The 17,376-nt window shown below is 55.8% G+C and carries 16 protein-coding genes and 1 tRNA gene; 10 read left to right on the top strand and 7 right to left on the bottom strand.

The features are described from left to right. Positions 1 to 81: 81 nt before the first annotated feature. Complete coding sequence (locus AC1QQ2_RS07930; protein WP_249946812.1) at positions 82 to 1,374, top strand: ABC transporter substrate-binding protein; 1,293 nt, start codon at positions 82 to 84, stop codon at positions 1,372 to 1,374. Positions 1,375 to 1,436: 62 nt separating this feature from the next. Next, on the top strand, positions 1,437 to 2,255 hold the full coding sequence (locus tag AC1QQ2_RS07925; RefSeq protein WP_067547116.1) for an ABC transporter ATP-binding protein: 819 nt from the start codon (positions 1,437 to 1,439) through the stop codon (positions 2,253 to 2,255). Here AC1QQ2_RS07925 and AC1QQ2_RS07920 read toward each other — a convergent pair. Further along, positions 2,252 to 3,193 carry a hypothetical protein gene (locus AC1QQ2_RS07920; protein ID WP_479712742.1) on the bottom strand — a complete coding sequence of 314 codons (942 nt, stop codon included), beginning with the start codon at positions 3,191 to 3,193 and terminating at the stop codon, positions 2,252 to 2,254. The genes AC1QQ2_RS07925 and AC1QQ2_RS07920 overlap by 4 nt on opposite strands. A 61-nt stretch (positions 3,194 to 3,254) precedes the next feature. Between AC1QQ2_RS07920 and AC1QQ2_RS07915 the strand changes: the two genes are divergently transcribed. Together AC1QQ2_RS07915 and AC1QQ2_RS07910 are read left to right on the top strand one after the other, a co-directional pair. Continuing rightward, positions 3,255 to 4,472 (top strand): phenylacetate--CoA ligase family protein, encoded by a 1,218-nt coding sequence (locus tag AC1QQ2_RS07915; RefSeq protein ID WP_479712741.1) that lies wholly within the window; start codon positions 3,255 to 3,257, stop codon positions 4,470 to 4,472. A gap of 10 nt (positions 4,473 to 4,482) precedes the next feature. Beyond that, positions 4,483 to 6,144: a peptidoglycan-binding domain-containing protein gene (locus AC1QQ2_RS07910; RefSeq protein WP_479712740.1), complete on the top strand. Its 1,662-nt coding sequence runs from the start codon at positions 4,483 to 4,485 to the stop codon at positions 6,142 to 6,144. 31 nt (positions 6,145 to 6,175) lie between these two features. Here AC1QQ2_RS07910 and AC1QQ2_RS07905 read toward each other — a convergent pair whose 3' ends face one another. The 3 genes from AC1QQ2_RS07905 to AC1QQ2_RS07895 all read right to left on the bottom strand — a co-directional run bounded on the left by AC1QQ2_RS07905 (position 6,176) and on the right by AC1QQ2_RS07895 (position 7,818). Then, positions 6,176 to 7,345 carry a DVUA0089 family protein gene (locus AC1QQ2_RS07905; RefSeq protein ID WP_479712739.1) on the bottom strand — a complete coding sequence of 390 codons (1,170 nt, stop codon included), beginning with the start codon at positions 7,343 to 7,345 and terminating at the stop codon, positions 6,176 to 6,178. Between the two features lie 202 nt (positions 7,346 to 7,547). Next, the gene (gene ykgO / locus AC1QQ2_RS07900; protein WP_008231708.1) at positions 7,548 to 7,673 is read right to left on the bottom strand and encodes a type B 50S ribosomal protein L36; all 126 of its coding nucleotides are present in this window, start codon (positions 7,671 to 7,673) and stop codon (positions 7,548 to 7,550) included. A 70-nt stretch (positions 7,674 to 7,743) separates the two neighbouring features. Next, positions 7,744 to 7,818 (bottom strand) — tRNA-Val (locus tag AC1QQ2_RS07895). Positions 7,819 to 7,969: 151 nt separating this feature from the next. On the opposite strand from AC1QQ2_RS07895, the gene AC1QQ2_RS07890 reads away from it, so the two are divergent. Then, a complete protein-coding gene (locus AC1QQ2_RS07890; RefSeq protein WP_479712738.1) occupies positions 7,970 to 8,827 on the top strand; it encodes an N-formylglutamate amidohydrolase in 858 nt (285 codons plus the stop codon). Here the strand turns inward: AC1QQ2_RS07890 and AC1QQ2_RS07885 are convergent, their stop codons facing one another. Then, positions 8,828 to 10,081 (bottom strand): DNA polymerase IV, encoded by a 1,254-nt coding sequence (locus tag AC1QQ2_RS07885; RefSeq protein WP_479712737.1) that lies wholly within the window; start codon positions 10,079 to 10,081, stop codon positions 8,828 to 8,830. 66 nt (positions 10,082 to 10,147) lie between these two features. On the opposite strand from AC1QQ2_RS07885, the gene AC1QQ2_RS07880 reads away from it, so the two are divergent. After that, positions 10,148 to 10,564 (top strand): NUDIX domain-containing protein, encoded by a 417-nt coding sequence (locus AC1QQ2_RS07880; protein ID WP_479712736.1) that lies wholly within the window; start codon positions 10,148 to 10,150, stop codon positions 10,562 to 10,564. Between the two features lie 56 nt (positions 10,565 to 10,620). On the opposite strand, the gene AC1QQ2_RS07875 is transcribed toward AC1QQ2_RS07880, so the two are convergent. Then, complete coding sequence (locus AC1QQ2_RS07875; protein ID WP_249946820.1) at positions 10,621 to 10,872, bottom strand: orotidine 5'-phosphate decarboxylase; 252 nt, start codon at positions 10,870 to 10,872, stop codon at positions 10,621 to 10,623. Between the two features lie 186 nt (positions 10,873 to 11,058). Continuing rightward, the gene (gene pyrF, locus AC1QQ2_RS07870; RefSeq protein ID WP_479712735.1) at positions 11,059 to 11,763 is read right to left on the bottom strand and encodes an orotidine-5'-phosphate decarboxylase; all 705 of its coding nucleotides are present in this window, start codon (positions 11,761 to 11,763) and stop codon (positions 11,059 to 11,061) included. A 411-nt stretch (positions 11,764 to 12,174) separates the two neighbouring features. Between pyrF and clpB the strand changes: the two genes are divergently transcribed. From clpB to msrQ, 4 genes are all read left to right on the top strand, one after another. Next, entirely contained in the window at positions 12,175 to 14,790 is a 2,616-nt protein-coding gene (gene clpB / locus AC1QQ2_RS07865) for an ATP-dependent chaperone ClpB (protein ID WP_479712734.1), read from the top strand. Continuing rightward, a complete protein-coding gene (locus AC1QQ2_RS07860; protein WP_479712733.1) occupies positions 14,747 to 15,511 on the top strand; it encodes a LysE family translocator in 765 nt (254 codons plus the stop codon). Before clpB ends, AC1QQ2_RS07860 begins: the two co-directional genes overlap by 44 nt. A 109-nt stretch (positions 15,512 to 15,620) precedes the next feature. Then, positions 15,621 to 16,508, top strand: a complete 888-nt coding sequence (msrP, locus tag AC1QQ2_RS07855; RefSeq protein WP_479712732.1) for a protein-methionine-sulfoxide reductase catalytic subunit MsrP — start codon at positions 15,621 to 15,623, stop codon at positions 16,506 to 16,508. After that, positions 16,508 to 17,110 (top strand): protein-methionine-sulfoxide reductase heme-binding subunit MsrQ, encoded by a 603-nt coding sequence (msrQ, locus tag AC1QQ2_RS07850; RefSeq protein WP_479712731.1) that lies wholly within the window; start codon positions 16,508 to 16,510, stop codon positions 17,108 to 17,110. The genes msrP and msrQ overlap by 1 nt, the downstream gene beginning before the upstream one ends. The last annotated feature ends 266 nt before the right edge of the window (positions 17,111 to 17,376 follow it).

The raw sequence follows: 17,376 nt of genomic DNA, 5'->3' as shown, positions 1-17,376 counted from the left end.
AAGGAGGAGCCCCCACGCCCACTAAACGACCCGATAAATCGGGCACACTTAATCGGTAACCAACTTGGGAGGAAATAACCGATGAAAATGAAGAAAATTGCAGCACTGGCATTGACCAGCGCACTGGTTGCCGGCCCCGCGATGGCGGACCTCGTGTTCCCGTCGCTGTCGTACCGGACCGGCCCTTACGCTGCGAACGGTATTCCGTTTGCGGATGGCTACATGGACTACTTCACCATGCTCAATGAGCGTGACGGTGGTATCGGCGGTGTTCGTATTGACGTTCCAGAGTGCGAAACTGGCTACAATACCGAAAAAGGCGTTGAGTGCTATGAATCGACCAAAGACATCGGCGCTGGCGCTCTGATCTATCAACCGCTGTCAACTGGTATTACCTACCAGCTGATCCCCAAAGTGTCGGCAGACGGTATTCCGCTCCACACCATGGGCTATGGCCGTACGTCGGCAATGGACGGCGCGACCTTCCCTTGGGTATTCAACTACCCTGCTAACTACTGGGATGGCGCATCCATCGCGATCAACCACATCACTGACCTCGAAGGCGGCAGCCTCGAAGGTAAGTCGATCGCTCTGGTCTACCACAACTCTGCATATGGTAAGGAACCGATCCGCACCCTGCAGGACCTGTCGGCTCAGATGGGCTTTAAACTGACCGAGATCCCTGTTGACCACCCAGGTCAGGAACAGAAATCCCAGTGGCTGCAAATCCGCCGCGAACGTCCGGACTACGTTCTGATGTGGGGCTGGGGTGTTATGAACCAGGTCGCAATTCAGGAAGCATCGAACATCAACTTCCCGATGGATCACTTCATCGGCGTATGGTGGTCGGGTTCTGAAAACGACGTAGTGCCAGCTGGCGCAGGTGCAGACGGCTACAAAGCTCTGAACATGCACGCAATCGGCACCGATTTCCCGGTCTATGCTGACATCCAAGCCCACGTTGTAGACAAGGGTCTGGCTGCTGGCGCTGGCGACCAAATCGGCTCCGTTCTCTACTCGCGCGGTATGTATGCCGCGATGCTCGCTGCTGAAGCTGCACGCACAGCACAAGAGATCGCAGGTCATGGCGATATCACCGCTGCTGAAATGCGCGCAGGTATGGAAGCACTGTCCATCACCGACGCTCGCATGGAAGAGCTGGGCATGGCAGGCTTCGGTCCGGCATTCGACGTATCGTGCCAGAACCACGGTGGTCCGGGTCTCGCTTACATCCAGCAGTGGGATGCAGACACCCAGACTTGGAGCCTCGTAACCGACCTGATCGCATCTGATCGTGAACTGATCGGTAAATTGGTGGAAGAAGACGCAGCCGCATACGCTGCTGAAAACAACATCACACCGGCCTGTAACTAAGCCAATACGGCGCGGGCGGGCCAATCCGCCCGCGCCATTCTGACCGAACGGAGTGCACATAAATGTTGGATGCAGGCAAAACCGAAACACTGCTTGAGGTGAACAACATCGAGGTGATCTACAATCACGTGATCCTCGTTCTCAAAGGTGTGTCGCTCACGGTTCCAAAAGGGGGTATCACAGCCCTTCTCGGCGGAAACGGTGCTGGCAAAACCACAACGCTCAAGGCGATTTCGAACCTTTTGCATTCCGAACGTGGCGAAGTCACTAAGGGAAGCGTCCAGTATCGCGGCGAAGCTGTGCATCAACTGTCGCCCGAAGATTTGGTGAAAAAGGGCGTAATTCAGGTGATGGAAGGCCGTCACTGTTTTGAACACCTGACCATCGAAGAGAACCTTTTGACGGGTGCTTATACCCGTCGTGACGGCGGCTCTAAGGTCGCTGACGACCTTGAGATGGTTTATAACTATTTCCCGCGCCTCAAAACGCGTCGCAAATCACAAGCTGGCTACACCTCGGGTGGTGAGCAGCAGATGTGTGCCATTGGACGCGCGCTCATGAGCCGCCCCGAAACGATCCTTTTGGACGAACCGTCGATGGGTCTTGCGCCGCAGCTCGTTGAAGAAATCTTTGAGATCGTGAAAGACCTTAACGAACGCGAAGGCGTATCCTTCTTGCTGGCGGAACAGAACACCAACGTGGCGCTTCGTTATGCGCACCACGGCTATATTCTGGAATCTGGCCGCGTCGTGATGGAAGGCCCTGCCGCAGAATTGCGCGAGAACCCAGACGTGAAGGAATTCTATTTGGGCGTCTCTGAAGAAGGCCGTAAATCCTTCCGCGACGTGCGGTCCTATCGCCGCCGCAAACGCTGGCTCTAAGCGTTTTGCGCGGCCTCGGCCTGCATTTCGGCCAAACGCACAAGGGCTTCGTCCCGCGTGTTGCGAATGTTGGGCCGTGTGCCGCGGCTTTCGTGCCGCAGTCGGATGTCGGTTTCGGTTTCGCTGCCCACAGCAAACCGAACCGCACCCAAGGCACAGGTTTCGCGAAACTGCCGCGCGCGCGCGTCGTATTGCACCCAAGCCGCCGACTGAATTCGCGTATCGTTGTAGTTCCACAGAACCCACCACGGCTGACGGGTTTGGCGGATCAACTCTTCGATCCAATTGAAGATGTCGTTCACATCGCGCGAGTGTTCAAAGCTGATCCCATGCAGATCGATCTCGCAAATCTGCTGAGCGCGGTCGAAATGAACACGTTTGACGATCTCGGGCTTTTGGTAGTTGGGCGACCGAAAGATGCGCTCGCGACGTTTGGACGGCAAGGACTTCAAGTAGGTAACTGCGTCGTCACGCGTGGTAAAATTGGTCGGATCGTGCTGGTCGGTGCCCTTGGTTTTCGCGACATGCTTGATGTTAAAATCAGACATGTCGTAATGGGCGAGCCCCATCGCGTGATACTCTTTCATATCAGTGCCGCGCTTCGTGAACGCAAACCATGCGTCGCCATCAATTCGGTAGTCGGTCGAGTTTACCAAGAAGAACCAGAGCGGTTCGCCCGTTTCCGCAAGCCGTTCTTCGACCCGATCAAAAAAGGCGTTCGCGTCACCCGACGTATGAAAATACAGTCCTTCGTAGACCAATTCGCAGATCATCAGCGCTTCGTGCAAGATGATGCGGGTATCCAGTTTGTCCCCCATGAAATCGGGGCCGATGGGCGGGAAGGTCTGCTTCATAACTCGTCCTGTCGTTTTGGCGATCATAACCGCATCACGAACGGCAGGAAATGGCCCAGTTTGAGGCGCCGTAATCGGCGCCATTGATAATCAACCCGCAGTTGGCCCAGCATGAGGACAGCTGCACCGATCAGGAGATGCAGAGATGAGCAGGTATTTTAGTGATTTGGAAACGCGGTCTGATGCAGATCGTGCCGCAGCGATTGCCAAAGAGCTTCCTGAACAAATCCGCCGTGCACAGGCGTTGCCAGCCTATGCGACGACTTTGGCTGATGTGTCAGCTGACGCGATTAAATCGGTCGATGACCTCGCTGCTCTTCCTGTGACACGCAAATCAGCCCTTGTTGAGGCGCAAAAACAGAATGCTCCGCTCGGTGGTTTCACGGGGCCGATCACTGGTTTCGCGCATGTGTTCCAATCGCCAGGCCCGATCTATGAACCGGGGAATACCAGCCACGATTGGTGGCGGATTGGCCGCTTCTTGTCTGCCGTTGGTATTGGTGAGGGTGATATCGTTCAGAACTGTTTCGGCTATCACTTGACACCTGCGGGTATGATTTTTGAGAACGGTGCGCGTGCGGTCGGTGCGACCGTATTGCCTGCGGGCGTTGGCCAAACGGAACTACAAGTGCGTGCGGCTGCTGATATTGGCACGACGGCTTATGCGGGCACGCCTGATTTTCTCAAGGTGATCCTCGAGAAAGCCGACGAAATGGGCGAGACGCTGAAGATCACAAAAGCCGCAGTTTCTGGCGGCGCGTTGTTCCCGTCCTTGCGCCAGTACTACCATGATCGCGGTATTAAATGTCTGCAGTGCTACGCGACGGCGGACCTTGGAAACGTGGCTTATGAGGCGATCGAGAACGATGGCCTAATTATCGATGAAGGCGTCATTGTTGAGATCGTCACCCCAGGGACGGGCGATCCTGTCGCTGTCGGCGAAGTGGGCGAGGTGGTGGTGACTTCGTTGAACCCTGACTACCCATTGATCCGTTTTGCGACAGGCGACCTAAGCGCGATGATGCCGGGGCAGAGCGCGTGTGGCCGCACCAACACTCGTATCAAAGGCTGGATGGGTCGTGCCGACCAGACGACCAAAGTCAAAGGCATGTTTGTGCGTCCGGAACAGGTCGCAGCGCTTGTGGCAAAGCATCCTGATGTGGCCCGCGCACGTGTCGTTGTGGACCGCGAAGGCGAGACGGACGTCCTCCATGTATTGGTGGAAACGCTGGCTGGTAACGTGAACGAGATTTCACAATCGGTTCATGAAACGCTCAAACTAAAAGGGCGGGTTGAGATCTGCGCGATGGGGAGCCTTCCCCGTGATGGCATCGTGATCGAGGACCGCCGTAAATACGACTGATGAGGATTATATGCGCCGTTATCTACTGACCTCCGCCGCTCTTGCCGTCATGGCAGGTGCTACATGGGCCGATGATGCGGCGCTCCTCTTGGGGAACGATAGCTACGAGCGACTGGGATCGGTTCCGCGAGCGGCTGACATTCTGGATGCCGCGAACGGCCTAGAAGCCTTGGGCTTTAGCGTGACTTCGCTCCGTAATGGTCGGGTTGATACAACAGCAACATCGTTAGAAGAGTTCGCCACCGCGACCGCAGAGGCGGATCGCATCGTTGTTGCGTTGTCTGGTCGTTTTGTGACCGACGGCCAGCGGACGTGGCTTCTGACCGCCGACGCGGCAGAGCCGTCGTTCCTCACGCTGGGATCGACGGCGGTCTCTGTCGATAGCCTGTTGACGGTCATGGCTGGTGCGGCGGGCGAGGCTATATTGTTGCTCGGTGTTGATGCAGAAGCTGCGCAATACGATCCATGGACTTCCGCAGGTGTCGGGGCCTTGTCCATTCCGCAGGGCGTTACCGTGGTGTCGGGCTCAGTTCGCGACGTCGCATCCTTCGCAGAAACGGTGCTGACCCAACCTCAAGAAGACATTGTTCCCTACTTCGAAGATTACGGCCTCACGGTCGAAGGATACACACCACGCAGTCACGTGATCATGCCGATGCGTCCGTCTGTAGTGCCCGTGCCGCAAACTCTGCAGGTGTCTGATACTGGAGCTGATGATGCACTGTGGGAAGGGGCGCAGGCGCTGGATTCTGCGGATGCCTATCGCAATTACATTCGCCGTTTTCCGAACGGCAAACACATCGCTGATGCCGAACGGCTGATCAACGAGATTATGACCGAACCAAACCGTCAGGATCGTTTGATCGAAGAGGCTTTGGGGTTAAGCCGCGATGCGCGGCGCGAAATTCAGCGCGACCTGTCCCTGCTCGACTACAACACGCGCGGGATCGACGGGATTTTCGGGGCAGGGACACGGCAAGCCATCACGAATTGGCAGCAAGAGAACGGCTATTCACAGTCGTCCTATCTGACCCAAGATCAAATTGCGCGTCTCGATGCGCAAGCCGCCCGACGGTCTGCCGAGCTAGAGGCCGAAGCGGAACGCCGCCGTCGCGAGGCTGAGCTATTGGATCGGACGTATTGGGATGAAACGGGGGCGGTTGGTGACGAACCTGGGCTGAGAGCCTATCTGGATCGCTACCCTGATGGTGTCTTTGCTGAACTGGCCGCCGATCGGCTTGCTGCAATCCAAGACGGCAAACGTCGTGCGGCTGAGGCAGCAGAAACGGCCGCGTGGGATCGGGCATCGGGCGTCGATGCTGTGGGAGCGTATCAGGAATACCTCTCGGTCTACCCTGAAGGCGAATTTGTCGGCGAAGCTCAGGCACGGATCGCCGCCTTGACCGAGGAACAAGAGATCGCGCCAGAGTTGGAGGCCGCACAGGCAGCAGAAGCTGCGTTAGAGTTGAACGCGCTGACACGTCGTTTGGTCGAACTACGCCTCGGGCAAATGGGGCTATCGCCAGGTGTGATTGACGGCACATTTGATGACGATACGCGCCGTGCCATTCGCAGGTATCAAACCAACTCTGAAGTCGACGGGATTGGCTATCTGAATGAGGCAACGCTGGTGCGGCTGCTTGCCGATGCGGTTGGAAACCTCGGGCGATAAAAAAGCCCCCTGAAAAGAGGGCTTTTTAGAATTACCGTGCTGGGACGTAGCGTTCGATCACCATTCGTACTGGTGATCCGGCGCCATCGCCATATTCCCCAACAGCTAACAAATAAGTGCCTGTGGTGATCCGTGCCGTTACGAGCGGGTCCAAACCGTTGGTGTCATCGTTGTAAGCAATCTGCCGCCCTAGGTCATCGAACAGCACTAGATATGGATCGCCCTCTCCATTGACCGAGATCGCTTCGGCCAGCACGAGACCACCGTCATAAACGTCGAAACTATACCACGTTGCTGTCGCGCTGTTTTGCAGGTCCACACGCTGGCGGGTTTTCAGTTCCCCGAGCGCGGTCACTGGATAGCTTCCGTCGAGTGGCGGAGCAGCTTCGGCGCGGTCGTATGAGCCACGCATTGCGGCTTCAACATCCAGTTCTTCTACGGTTAACGTGATCGGCAATGTGCTGTCCGACAGAGCCGTGAGCGCGATACAGTAGTTGCCAGCTTCGAGCGGGTTCATCAGTTCCAGACGGGAGTTCAGGCCATCCCAGTCATCGTTCTCGTCAATATAGCCACCATCGTTGCTGTAGAGGGTGATGTAGGGGTCAGCGTCGCTGTTCTCGGCGGTGATGACGACAGGCATCGCGGTATCAAGTGTGAAACGCCAGTATGGGGCGTCGTTGGCTGAGCCCGTCATTGGGGTGCCAAATGGCAGTTGGTTCGCGAGGGTAGAAGAGTCGCAGTAAGTAGACCCGCTATCACCATAGCCGCCATCCGACATGCCAGTGGTGAGAGCTTCGTGTTCATAACGGCCGACGCGGACAAAGCCCGTCATCGGGGCGGCGTCGAAACTCCGCATTGCAACGCAATAGGTGCCTGCATCCAGTGACAGTTCTGCGCGTGATGCGCCGTCGCCACCGGAATCGTCATCCGATACCACCATTGCGCCAGTAGCATCATAAACGTCGATCACAGGGTCGCCGCCCCCGCGACCTTGGGCTTCGATGCGGACATCGGTCGGTGCGCTGAGAGTAAACAAGGACACATAGTTATTACCGCCGAGCACCAGCGCCATCTGTTCTTGGAACTCAGTTGTTGTCGAAATGTCTGAGGCGGACTCATCGCCGCCAATCCATTGGCCGTTCGACCCGATGCCGCCGCAGAAATCTTGGGCAAAGGCCGCGCCAGTCGAACCGACAGCCAAGCCTGCTCCCACTACGAGAGGTCTAAAGAAAGGTGTCATCGAATTACCCCGCACTGAAATGGATTTGACCAAATGGTAACGGGCGAGGTGGCGTCTGGCTACCACTTAACTCTGCTTCAGGTGGTTTTCCCGACCTCGCGCGGGGCAAAGAAAAAGGCCGCGTTCCTTTCGGAACACGGCCTCTAATCCGGTGTTGCTTCGATTAGCCCTGACGAGCTTTGAAGCGACGTTGCGTCTTGTTAATAACGTAGACGCGGCCCTTACGGCGCACGATGCGGCAATCGCGGTGGCGCTGCTTGAGCGAGCGGAGGGAGTTGCGAACTTTCATGGTTCATCTCCTAGTCGCGGCGCGGCGATTGCGCCTGTGTTTCGTTTAAGCCCGAAGGCCAGTGATTCCATGGTGGGCGGTACTGGGATCGAACCAGTGGCCACTACGATGTCAACGTAGTGCTCTACCGCTGAGCTAACCGCCCATGACCCTTGCATTTCTCATACGTCTTGAAAAAACAAGACGCGGAAATCCGCGTCGGGTGAGCGGCTCTATAAAAGGAGTCGGAGGGGGGATCAAGGGCTTTCGGTAAAACAGATTCATGCTCTATTCTATTTTTATAAGCCGGAGTGATGATGACCCTTACGCCCTTTGTCCTGAATGAGCCAGTAACGCGCACAACAAGCGTTGTTTTTGCGTCTCCGCACAGCGGAAAGGCGGATTTGGCGTTGTTCGGTGGGCAGGCGGTTTTGGACCATCAAACGATTCGGTCATCTGAGGATGCCCACGTCGATCGCCTGTTTTCTAAGGTGATTGACTATGGTGCCCCGTTTTTGGTGGCGCAGGTGCCACGGGCATTTGTGGATTTGAATAGGGCTGCGGATGAACTTGATCCTGCATTGATCGAAGGTGTGCGCCGAAACGTTCACAATCCGCGCGTCGGATCGGGGCTGGGTGTGATTCCTCGTGTCGTCGCAGGGGGGAGGTCAATTTATCGTGGGAAACTGACGTTAGAAGAGGCGCATTCGCGGCTTCAAACCTATTGGTATCCCTATCACGATAAACTGACGGCCCTCTTGGATCAGAGTTTTAGGCTGTTCGGAGAATCAATCTTGATCGATTGCCATTCGATGCCGCGGGAAGCGCTGGATGCCGGGCGGAAGTCAGGCGAACGGCCTCATGTCGTGATCGGGGATCGGTTTGGGGCGGCGGCTTCGGCGCGGTTGGTGGATCAAATTGCTAGCGCGTTTGAGGGGCAGGGGCTTCGGGTTGCTCGAAACGCCCCGTTCGCGGGCGCCTACAGCACGGTTGCCTATGGTCGCCCCGTTCGATCCCAGCACGCGGTGCAGGTAGAGATTGATCGTTCTCTTTATATGAATGAGGCGACGCTTGAGATTTTGCCAGAGTTTGACGAATTGCAGTCAAAACTCTTGGGAGCCGCGTTTGAGATTGCCGCGTTGGGATCGCGAAAAATTCCGTTAGCTGCCGAGTAGTCAGCGCAGGGCACGTCCCTTTTTGATCGCATCATTCCCAAATTTTGCGCGGATTTTATCGGTTGCGCGTTCCGCGTTGGCCCGTCGGCCTGCATCTGGGTCCAAAAGGTCCCCTTCGCGGTCAGCATCTTGGGCTGCGGTTAGGTCGCTTATGCCGACGCCAATCAGTCGAAACGGTCCTGTATTGCCTGCCGCGTCATATAGTGACCGCGCCACGCGATAAATCGTGTCCGCCATTTGTGTGGGCTGATGAAGGCTTTGCCGTTTGGTGATGGTCTTGAACACTTTGGTCTTGAGCTTCAGCGTCACTACGCGGCCTGCTTTGTCTTTTGCCTTGGCGCGTGCACTGACTTGTTCAGAGAGTCGCCAAAGGTGGCCGTCTAGGACATCGGGGTCAGAAGTATCCTCAAAGAAGGTGGTTTCTTTTGAGATACTCTTCACAGGTGCGTTCGGAGAAATCCGTCTGTAATCTTCGCCACGTGCTAGATGAAAGAGACGTTCGCCCGTTTGCCCGAACCGTTCCGTTAGTTGGTCTTTCTCCCAGCGATGCAGGTCGCCGATGGTATGGATGCCTGCCTTGTCGAGTGAGGCTTGAGTGGCTGGGCCGATCCCCCAGATCAGTCGAACAGGTTTGGGTTTTAGGAAGTCTACGGTCTCCGCCTTACCGATCACCGAAAACCCACGGGGTTTGTCGAGATCAGAGGCCACTTTGGCGAGGAATTTGTTGTGGGACAGACCGATTGATCCGCTGAGGCCCAGTTCGTCCTTCATCCGTTTAACAAGACGGGCCAGCATAATCGCTGGCGGCGCGCCATGTAATCGGGCGGTCCCCGTCAGGTCCAAGAACGCTTCGTCCAACGATAATGGTTCAATCTGGGGTGTGAGTTCATCCATCAGAGCGCGGACCGCACGGGAGGCTTCGGCGTAAGCGTCCATCCGTGGGCGGACCACCACTGCGTCAGGACAAAGCTTGAGGGCCTGAAACATTGGCATCGCCGAACGGACGCCTCGTATGCGGGCGATATAGCAAGCGGTCGAGACGACACCGCGTTTGCCACCTCCGATGATAACGGGTTTGTCCCGAAGCTCTGGATTATCCCGCTTTTCAACACTGGCATAAAAGGCATCGCAGTCCATATGTGCGATCGACAAATCCCACAGTTCATCATGCATCACGACGCGCGGACTGCGGCATGATGGGCAGCGCGAGCCGCTGTCGAACTGAGTGAGGCAATCTTTACAAAGGGCTGGCATCTGGATGCTTCATGGCTATCTTCGCAGTATAGCCTTTCACCGATCCGAAGGGCCAGCGGGGCGGTTATGTTTGACGATAGTTTTGATGGCGCAAAGGTTGCGATCCTCAGGGGCAACGATGTGCTGGTTATTCGTCGAGACGATAAACCCAATATTCCGTGGCCAGATTGCTGGGACTTCCCGGGGGGTGGTCGTGAAAACGATGAAACACCGTTTGAAACCGCTCAACGTGAAACGCGCGAAGAGGTCGGTTTGACCCTCTCAGAGCATCGCGTGTTCTACCATAGCCAACAACCTGGACCCACAGGTGATACCGTGCATTTCTTTGCGATGATTTGGGGAGACCTGACTGAGGCCGATGTGACCTTTGGACGAGAGGGGCGGGAATGGCGGTTTATGCCAGTTCAAGATTTTCTTGATTTACCAGATGCTATCCCGTCGTTGCAGGTCAGACTTCGGATGGCGCTGACGACTTTATGCTAGTCCTTTCCGGCTGTGGGGTTGCCAGAAGGGACCAGTGCGCCGCTGGGAAGCGGGGATCACGCTTGCGGCACTGGTCCTGATACGAAAGTCGTCAAAATTTCCGGCGCGGGTTTGTGCCAAAAAGTATCGGACATTCCCAAGGCTTGACGCACCAGCCCCATTTGGACCTGATCACGTTCTAGGTCGCGTGGGCCTTTGAAGAGGCAGGGATAGCGATATGTGCCTTGATCGCGTTGCACGTCGACGCGGGCCTCGTAGGCTCCAATGGCGTCATTATAGTAAATTTCACCTAGAGTGATGGTCTGCATCACACGTCTCCGTAAACACAACTCAAACGATACTCGTCTTTCGCATAACGGTATCAGAATGAACTGATTGGACGAAGCTACCCAGTGGAGCAAACCGCCTGTCGCGGTTGGTGATGCAGCTTATACGTTAGGCTATAGACGCGGCGACCTCAGGGGTGAAATCGCCGCGTTGTCAGTGCACTACGGTCACGCTTTGAGCGCGGCGGCGATCTCTGCGTTGACGGCGTCTGCTGCTGCGCGCGGATTTTCGGCTGTCCAGATCGGGCGGCCAACAACTACATGGTCCGAGCCATTCGCAATGGCTTCGCCCGCGGTCATAACGCGTTTTTGGTCGCCTAATGCGGCGCCAGCGGGACGGACGCCTGGGGTGACGATGAGTTTGCCAGCTGCCTCGGGCAAGGCACGGATCAACGCCGCCTCATGCGGAGAAGCGATCACGCCGTCAGCGCCAGCTTCCATTGCACGCGCTGCGCGTTCTGTCACAATGTCGGCAACTGTGCCGTCTTTGTAGCAAGAGGCATCAAGGTCGGCGCGATCAAGAGACGTTAGGACAGTTACAGCGAGGATTTTGAGGTCTTTGCCAGCGGCACCTTCTTTTGCGGCGCGAACGACATGTGGGTCGCCGTGGACGGTCAGAAAATCCAAATCGAACTGAGCAATGCCGCGAACGGCAGCTTCGACCGTTGCGCCGATGTCGAAGAATTTCATGTCGAGGAAAACGCGTTTGCCGTATTCCTGTTTCAGCTCGTTCGCGAGGGCCAAGCCGCCGCCAGTGAGCATCCCAAGGCCAATTTTGTAGAAAGAAACGGCGTCGCCCAATTCTTTGGCAAGCTCGAGACCTTGAATGACGTTCGGGACATCGAGGGCAACAATCAGGCGGTCGTTCGACATGGGAAAGCTCCTTGAGGATGGGTTGGCCTCTCTTGGGGCTCTGCTTTCTTTATGTCAAGGAATGGGCTTATGGCTTGGCCTGCTTGGGCATGTCTTTTGGCTTTGTTTTCGCGGGGACCTCGGCCAAGTCGGTAAGTGTTTTGTCATAGGCCGCGATAATCAGGCGGCCTTTTGGGCTGATGTGATCAACTTGGCCCGTAGCACGCCCCTACCTTTGCGATACCCTGACAATAACGGCAGACAGAAGGGGTAGTCTTAGCTGTCGTGTCGTATCGAAACCCGCTGATTTTTAAGCACTGGAATCTTGCAAGATGCGCCGTTGCTCCCCATCTTATTAACGAAGGCCCGATACGATCCGTGCCGCTTAGTGGGCGGATCAAATTGGCGGGTGCTTAGATAAGGAGAACTGCGATGAACTTAGAGAAGTTCACGGAGCGGTCGCGCGGCTTGATCCAAGCAGCGCAAACGATCGCAATGAGAGAGAGCCATCAGCGGCTCGCCCCCGAACATGTATTGAAAGCCCTTTTGGACGACGATCAAGGTCTGTCCGCGAACCTCATTACGGCTGCTGGCGGTAATGTGGCGGCTGTCGTTGAGGCGAATGACCTGTCGCTGACCAAGATGCCAAAGGTGTCGGGCGATGCGGGGCAGGTGTATCTGGACAGCGCGACGGGCAAAGTTTTGTCCGAAGCCGAGACTCTTGCGCAGAAGGCAGGTGACAGCTTTGTCCCCGTGGAGCGCATTCTGACCGCGTTGGCGATTGTGAAATCTGCCGCTGCGGATGCGCTGAAAGCTGGGAAAGTGACGGCGCAGGGCCTGAACGCAGCTATTAATAACGTGCGCAAAGGTCGGACTGCCGACAGTGCGTCTGCCGAAGAAGGCTACGACGCACTCAAGAAATATGCACGTGATCTAACCGAAGCTGCAGAGCAGGGGAAAATCGATCCGATCATTGGTCGGGACGAAGAAATTCGCCGCTCGATGCAGGTTCTGTCCCGTCGGACCAAGAACAACCCAGTTCTCATTGGTGAGCCCGGTGTTGGTAAAACCGCGATTGCAGAAGGACTCGCCCTTCGGATCGTGAATGGTGACGTGCCTGAATCCCTGCGTAACAAAAAGCTACTCGCGCTCGACATGGGTGCGCTGATTGCTGGTGCGAAATATCGCGGTGAATTCGAAGAGCGCCTCAAGTCGATTTTGAAAGAGATCGAAGCTGCCGCCGGAGAGATCATTCTCTTCATCGACGAGATGCATACGCTCGTTGGGGCAGGGAAGTCGGACGGCGCGATGGATGCGGCCAACCTGATCAAACCCGCGCTTGCGCGTGGTGAATTGCACTGTGTTGGTGCGACGACCCTCGATGAATATCGCAAGTATGTAGAAAAAGACGCTGCTTTGGCGCGGCGGTTCCAGCCTATTCAGGTTGAGGAGCCGACGGTTGAAGACACGATTTCGATCCTGCGCGGTATTAAAGAGAAGTACGAGCTGCACCACGGCGTTCGTATCTCGGACTCCGCTCTGGTCGCTGCGGCAACGCTGTCGCACCGTTATATCACGGATCGTTTCCTGCCGGATAAGGCCATCGACCTCGTGGACGAGGCCGCAAGTCGTCTGCGTATGGAAGTAGACAGCAAGCCCGAAGAGCTCGACGCGCTGGATCGTCAGATACTGCAAATGCAGATCGAGGCGGTTGCTCTCGAGAAAGAGGATGACGACGCGTCGAAGACACGTTTGGACAAGTTGCGTCAGGAACTGTCGGACTTGCAGGAAAAAGCGGACGCCATGACTGCCAAATGGCAGGCAGAGCGGGACAAGCTGGAAGGTGCGCGTGCGTTGAAAGAAAAGCTCGACAAAGCGCGGGCTGATCTGGAAATTGCGAAACGCGAAGGCAACCTCGCGAAGGCGGGTGAGCTGTCTTACGGCGTTATTCCGCAGTTGGAGCGTGACTTGTCCCAAGCTGAGGCGCTGGAAGGCGAACAAATGGTCGAAGAGGCCGTTCGCCCTGAACAGATCGCCGAAGTCGTTGAGCGTTGGACGGGTATCCCGACCAGCAAGATGCTGGAAGGTGAGCGTGAAAAGCTGCTCCGCATGGAAGACGGCCTGCACAAACGGGTCATCGGACAGAAAGCCGCCGTTCGTGCTGTTGCGAATGCTGTCCGCCGTGCCCGTGCGGGTCTAAACGATGAAAATCGCCCGCTTGGGTCGTTCCTGTTCCTCGGGCCGACGGGCGTGGGTAAAACCGAACTGACCAAAGCAGTGGCTGAGTTCCTCTTTGACGATGACAATGCGATGGTCCGCATCGATATGTCCGAGTTCATGGAGAAGCACGCGGTTTCCCGTTTGATCGGCGCCCCTCCGGGGTATGTCGGATATGACGAGGGCGGTGTTCTGACCGAAGCGGTTCGTCGACGTCCCTATCAGGTTGTCCTCTTTGATGAGGTCGAAAAGGCGCACCCTGATGTGTTCAACGTACTGTTACAGGTTCTCGACGATGGCGTTCTGACGGATGGTCAGGGCCGCACTGTGGACTTTAAACAGACCCTAATCATTCTGACATCGAACCTCGGCGCGCAAGCTTTGAGCCAGTTGCCCGATGGTGCGGATGCAGGGCAGGCGAAACGCGATGTGATGGACGCGGTGCGGGCGCACTTCCGCCCCGAGTTCCTGAACCGTCTGGATGAGACGATCATCTTTGACCGTCTGGGTCGTGCGGATATGGGTGGCATTGTCGATATCCAGCTGGCGCGTCTGCAAAAACGTCTGGCTGGTCGCACGATCTCGCTCAACCTTGATGAGGGCGCACGCAAGTGGCTGGCGGATGAGGGCTATGATCCCGTCTTTGGGGCTCGACCACTGAAACGCGTCATTCAACGCGCCTTGCAAGACCCGCTGGCAGAACTTCTGCTGGCTGGTGATGTAAAGGACGGTGACACGATAGCTGTTTCTGCTGGCGCAGAAGGGTTGATCATAGGCGATCGGGTTGGTGGAAGTAATCGCCCGAAACCCGACGACGCGGTCGTTCATTAAAAAACCAGACGGCGGGGAATTCCCCGCCGTTTTTGTTCTGAGGTCTGGGTACTGGTTTGTTGACACAACACACGGCATCATCAAAGCTACTCCCGTATTTGGGGTGTTTGTGATGTCGATTGAGTTTTTCCTAACTTCGCTCGTGGTTGTTCTGCTGCCAGGAACAGGAGTGATCTACACATTAGCGATTGGTTTGGAACGTGGTTCGATGGCTAGCGTCGCGGCTGCCTTTGGCTGTACCTTAGGAATCGTACCTGCGGCATTTGCTAGTATCGTGGGGCTGTCGGCTCTCTTGCATACCAGCGCCTTAGCCTTTCAGGTGATTAAATTTCTAGGTGTGCTTTATCTTTTCTACATGGCTTGGACCATTGTCAGGGACGAAAGCAAAATCGACCTCGGCGCCTCAAAGCCTGTCCGAAGCTATCGCTCCATTGCGTTGACAGGCACTTCGATCAATGTGCTGAATCCAAAACTTTCACTCTTCTTTTTGGCTTTCCTGCCTCAGTTCACCACCCCGAATGTGACGAATGTTACGGGCGAACTCGTTGGACTTGCGGTGGTATTCATGGTGATGACCTTTGTGGTGTTCATCGCATACGGCGCTTTTGCGTCGCTCGCGCGTGAATATGTCATCGCAAGACCTAGAGTAATGACATGGATTAAGCGTGCTTTCGCTGGCACATTTGGCCTATTGGGTATCAAACTTGCGGTCAGTGACTGACCCGCGAACTTGGCCGTAGCTGTTCGTTACAAATCCCCAACGGCATCGTGACGCGCCGAAACACCGAAATGGACTATATGTATCCAAAGCAAAACATGCGGAGGAACACATGGCCTTTCGTTGGAAAAACGACCTGACTGAAAAAGACATCACGCCCAAACAGCTTTGGCTTAATCGCCGCCAGATCATCGCGGCAGCGGGAGCGTCCTTTGTCGGGATGCCTGCTTTGGCGCAGTCGCTAGAGCCGAATACCCTCTCGGATATTCGCAGCTACAATAACTATTACGAGTTCGGCACGGGCAAAGAAGACCCCGCGCAGAACGCCCATAAACTCGATACGTCGAATTGGACGATCAAGGTCGATGGTCTGGTCGATAATCCAGGTGACTATAGTCTGGACGACCTCTTGGGTGGTTTGACCGTTGAAGAGCGCATCTATCGGTTCCGCTGTGTTGAGGCGTGGTCGATGGTCGTCCCGTGGAATGGCGTAGAGCTGGCGGATGTGCTGGATCGCGTTGGGGTGAAATCCTCGGCCAAGTATGTGGCCTTTGAAACGGTCGTGCAGCCAGACAATATGATTGGTGTGCAGCGTCGTGTCATTCCATTCCCCTATGTCGAAGGTCTGCGCCTTGATGAAGCGCGCCATCCACTGACGCTGCTCGCAACAGGCATCTATGGAGAGCCGATGGCGAACCAGAACGGCGCGCCGATCCGCTTGGTGGTGCCATGGAAGTATGGGTTTAAGTCCATCAAATCGATTGTTCGGATCACGCTGACTGATAAACAGCCACCTGCGACGTGGAACCTGATTAATGCTCGGGAATATGGCTTCTATAGTAATGTGAATCCAAACGTGTCGCATCCGCGCTGGTCACAAGCCTCGGAACGTCGGATCGGCGGAGGTCTCTTTGCAAGCCGTCAGGATACTCTGATGTTCAACGGCTATGAGGAGGTCGCCAGCCTCTACGATGGTATGAACTTGGTTGAAAACTTCTGATGGTCGTCGATCGTATCAATCGGGCCACGCGCAAGATCCCCGCGTGGCCCATATATATAGTGGGGAGCTTATGGGCGGGCTGGCTGTTCTGGCTCGGCCTAACGGGTGGGTTGGGTCCAGAGCCGATCAACGCTTTAGAACGTGAGTATGGCTCGACGGCTCTGCAGCTTCTCGTGGCAGGGCTCTGTATTACGCCCCTTCGTCGATACGCCGGATTGAACCTCATCAAATATCGCCGTGCTTTAGGTGTAACGGCCTTCTTCTTTGTGCTGGCCCATTTGACAGTCTGGATGGTTCTAGATGTCCAATCGCTGTCCCGTGTATGGGAAGACATTCTGAAGCGTCCTTATGTGACGATCGGAATGGCGAGCTTCATGCTGTTGGTCCCCTTGGCGATCACATCTAACAATATCAGTATCCGTCGCATGGGGGCTCAATGGCGGTCCCTCCACAAACTGACATATCCAGCGGTTTTGCTGGGCTCTATTCACTTTATTTGGCTGGTCAAAGGCTGGCCGATCGAACCCTTCGTGTATTTCGGCGCAATTGTTTTGCTGTTCGCGGTACGACTCAATGTGATTCAGCGCATGAGTCGGGGGTAATTCAGGGCGCTAACGCCGCCAATAGTATGGGCCGCTGTGGATAACTCTATATCTGGATGGGGTGAATTACTGCGGCGCAGCAATTATCGGTCGTGCGACCTTGGGTTTCGTGAAATGAAATTTCTCAAACCTATGAAAACACACAAAAAATCGGGTGATGTGTAAGTTTTTTGAACTTTTTGCAAAAAGGCTCTTGCGGCTTCTTGGTGATAACCTTAGAACCCCCTTCACCGGCGGCGCTGAGGCGCGGTTGGGGCGGACGGAAC

Source organism: Aestuarium sp. (assembly GCF_023253315.1).
GTDB classification, from domain to species: Bacteria; Pseudomonadota; Alphaproteobacteria; order Rhodobacterales; family Rhodobacteraceae; genus Marivivens; species Marivivens donghaensis.
Note: the sequence above shows the minus strand (reverse complement) of the source record. Positions and strands in the feature narration are given on the sequence as shown.

Bases quoted from the DNA above. Each gene is read 5' to 3' on its own strand.
- AC1QQ2_RS07930 (WP_249946812.1), top strand. From the start codon at position 82: ATGAAAATGAAGAAAATTGCAGCACTGGCATTGACCAGCGCACTGGTT.
- AC1QQ2_RS07925 (WP_067547116.1), top strand. From the start codon at position 1,437: ATGTTGGATGCAGGCAAAACCGAAACACTGCTTGAGGTGAACAACATC.
- AC1QQ2_RS07920 (WP_479712742.1), bottom strand. From the start codon at position 3,193: ATGGCGCCGATTACGGCGCCTCAAACTGGGCCATTTCCTGCCGTTCGT.
- AC1QQ2_RS07915 (WP_479712741.1), top strand. From the start codon at position 3,255: ATGAGCAGGTATTTTAGTGATTTGGAAACGCGGTCTGATGCAGATCGT.
- AC1QQ2_RS07910 (WP_479712740.1), top strand. From the start codon at position 4,483: ATGCGCCGTTATCTACTGACCTCCGCCGCTCTTGCCGTCATGGCAGGT.
- ykgO (WP_008231708.1), bottom strand. From the start codon at position 7,673: ATGAAAGTTCGCAACTCCCTCCGCTCGCTCAAGCAGCGCCACCGCGAT.
- AC1QQ2_RS07890 (WP_479712738.1), top strand. From the start codon at position 7,970: ATGACCCTTACGCCCTTTGTCCTGAATGAGCCAGTAACGCGCACAACA.
- AC1QQ2_RS07885 (WP_479712737.1), bottom strand. From the start codon at position 10,081: ATGCCAGCCCTTTGTAAAGATTGCCTCACTCAGTTCGACAGCGGCTCG.
- AC1QQ2_RS07880 (WP_479712736.1), top strand. From the start codon at position 10,148: ATGTTTGACGATAGTTTTGATGGCGCAAAGGTTGCGATCCTCAGGGGC.
- AC1QQ2_RS07875 (WP_249946820.1), bottom strand. From the start codon at position 10,872: ATGCAGACCATCACTCTAGGTGAAATTTACTATAATGACGCCATTGGA.
- pyrF (WP_479712735.1), bottom strand. From the start codon at position 11,763: ATGTCGAACGACCGCCTGATTGTTGCCCTCGATGTCCCGAACGTCATT.
- clpB (WP_479712734.1), top strand. From the start codon at position 12,175: ATGAACTTAGAGAAGTTCACGGAGCGGTCGCGCGGCTTGATCCAAGCA.
- msrP (WP_479712732.1), top strand. From the start codon at position 15,621: ATGGCCTTTCGTTGGAAAAACGACCTGACTGAAAAAGACATCACGCCC.
- msrQ (WP_479712731.1), top strand. From the start codon at position 16,508: ATGGTCGTCGATCGTATCAATCGGGCCACGCGCAAGATCCCCGCGTGG.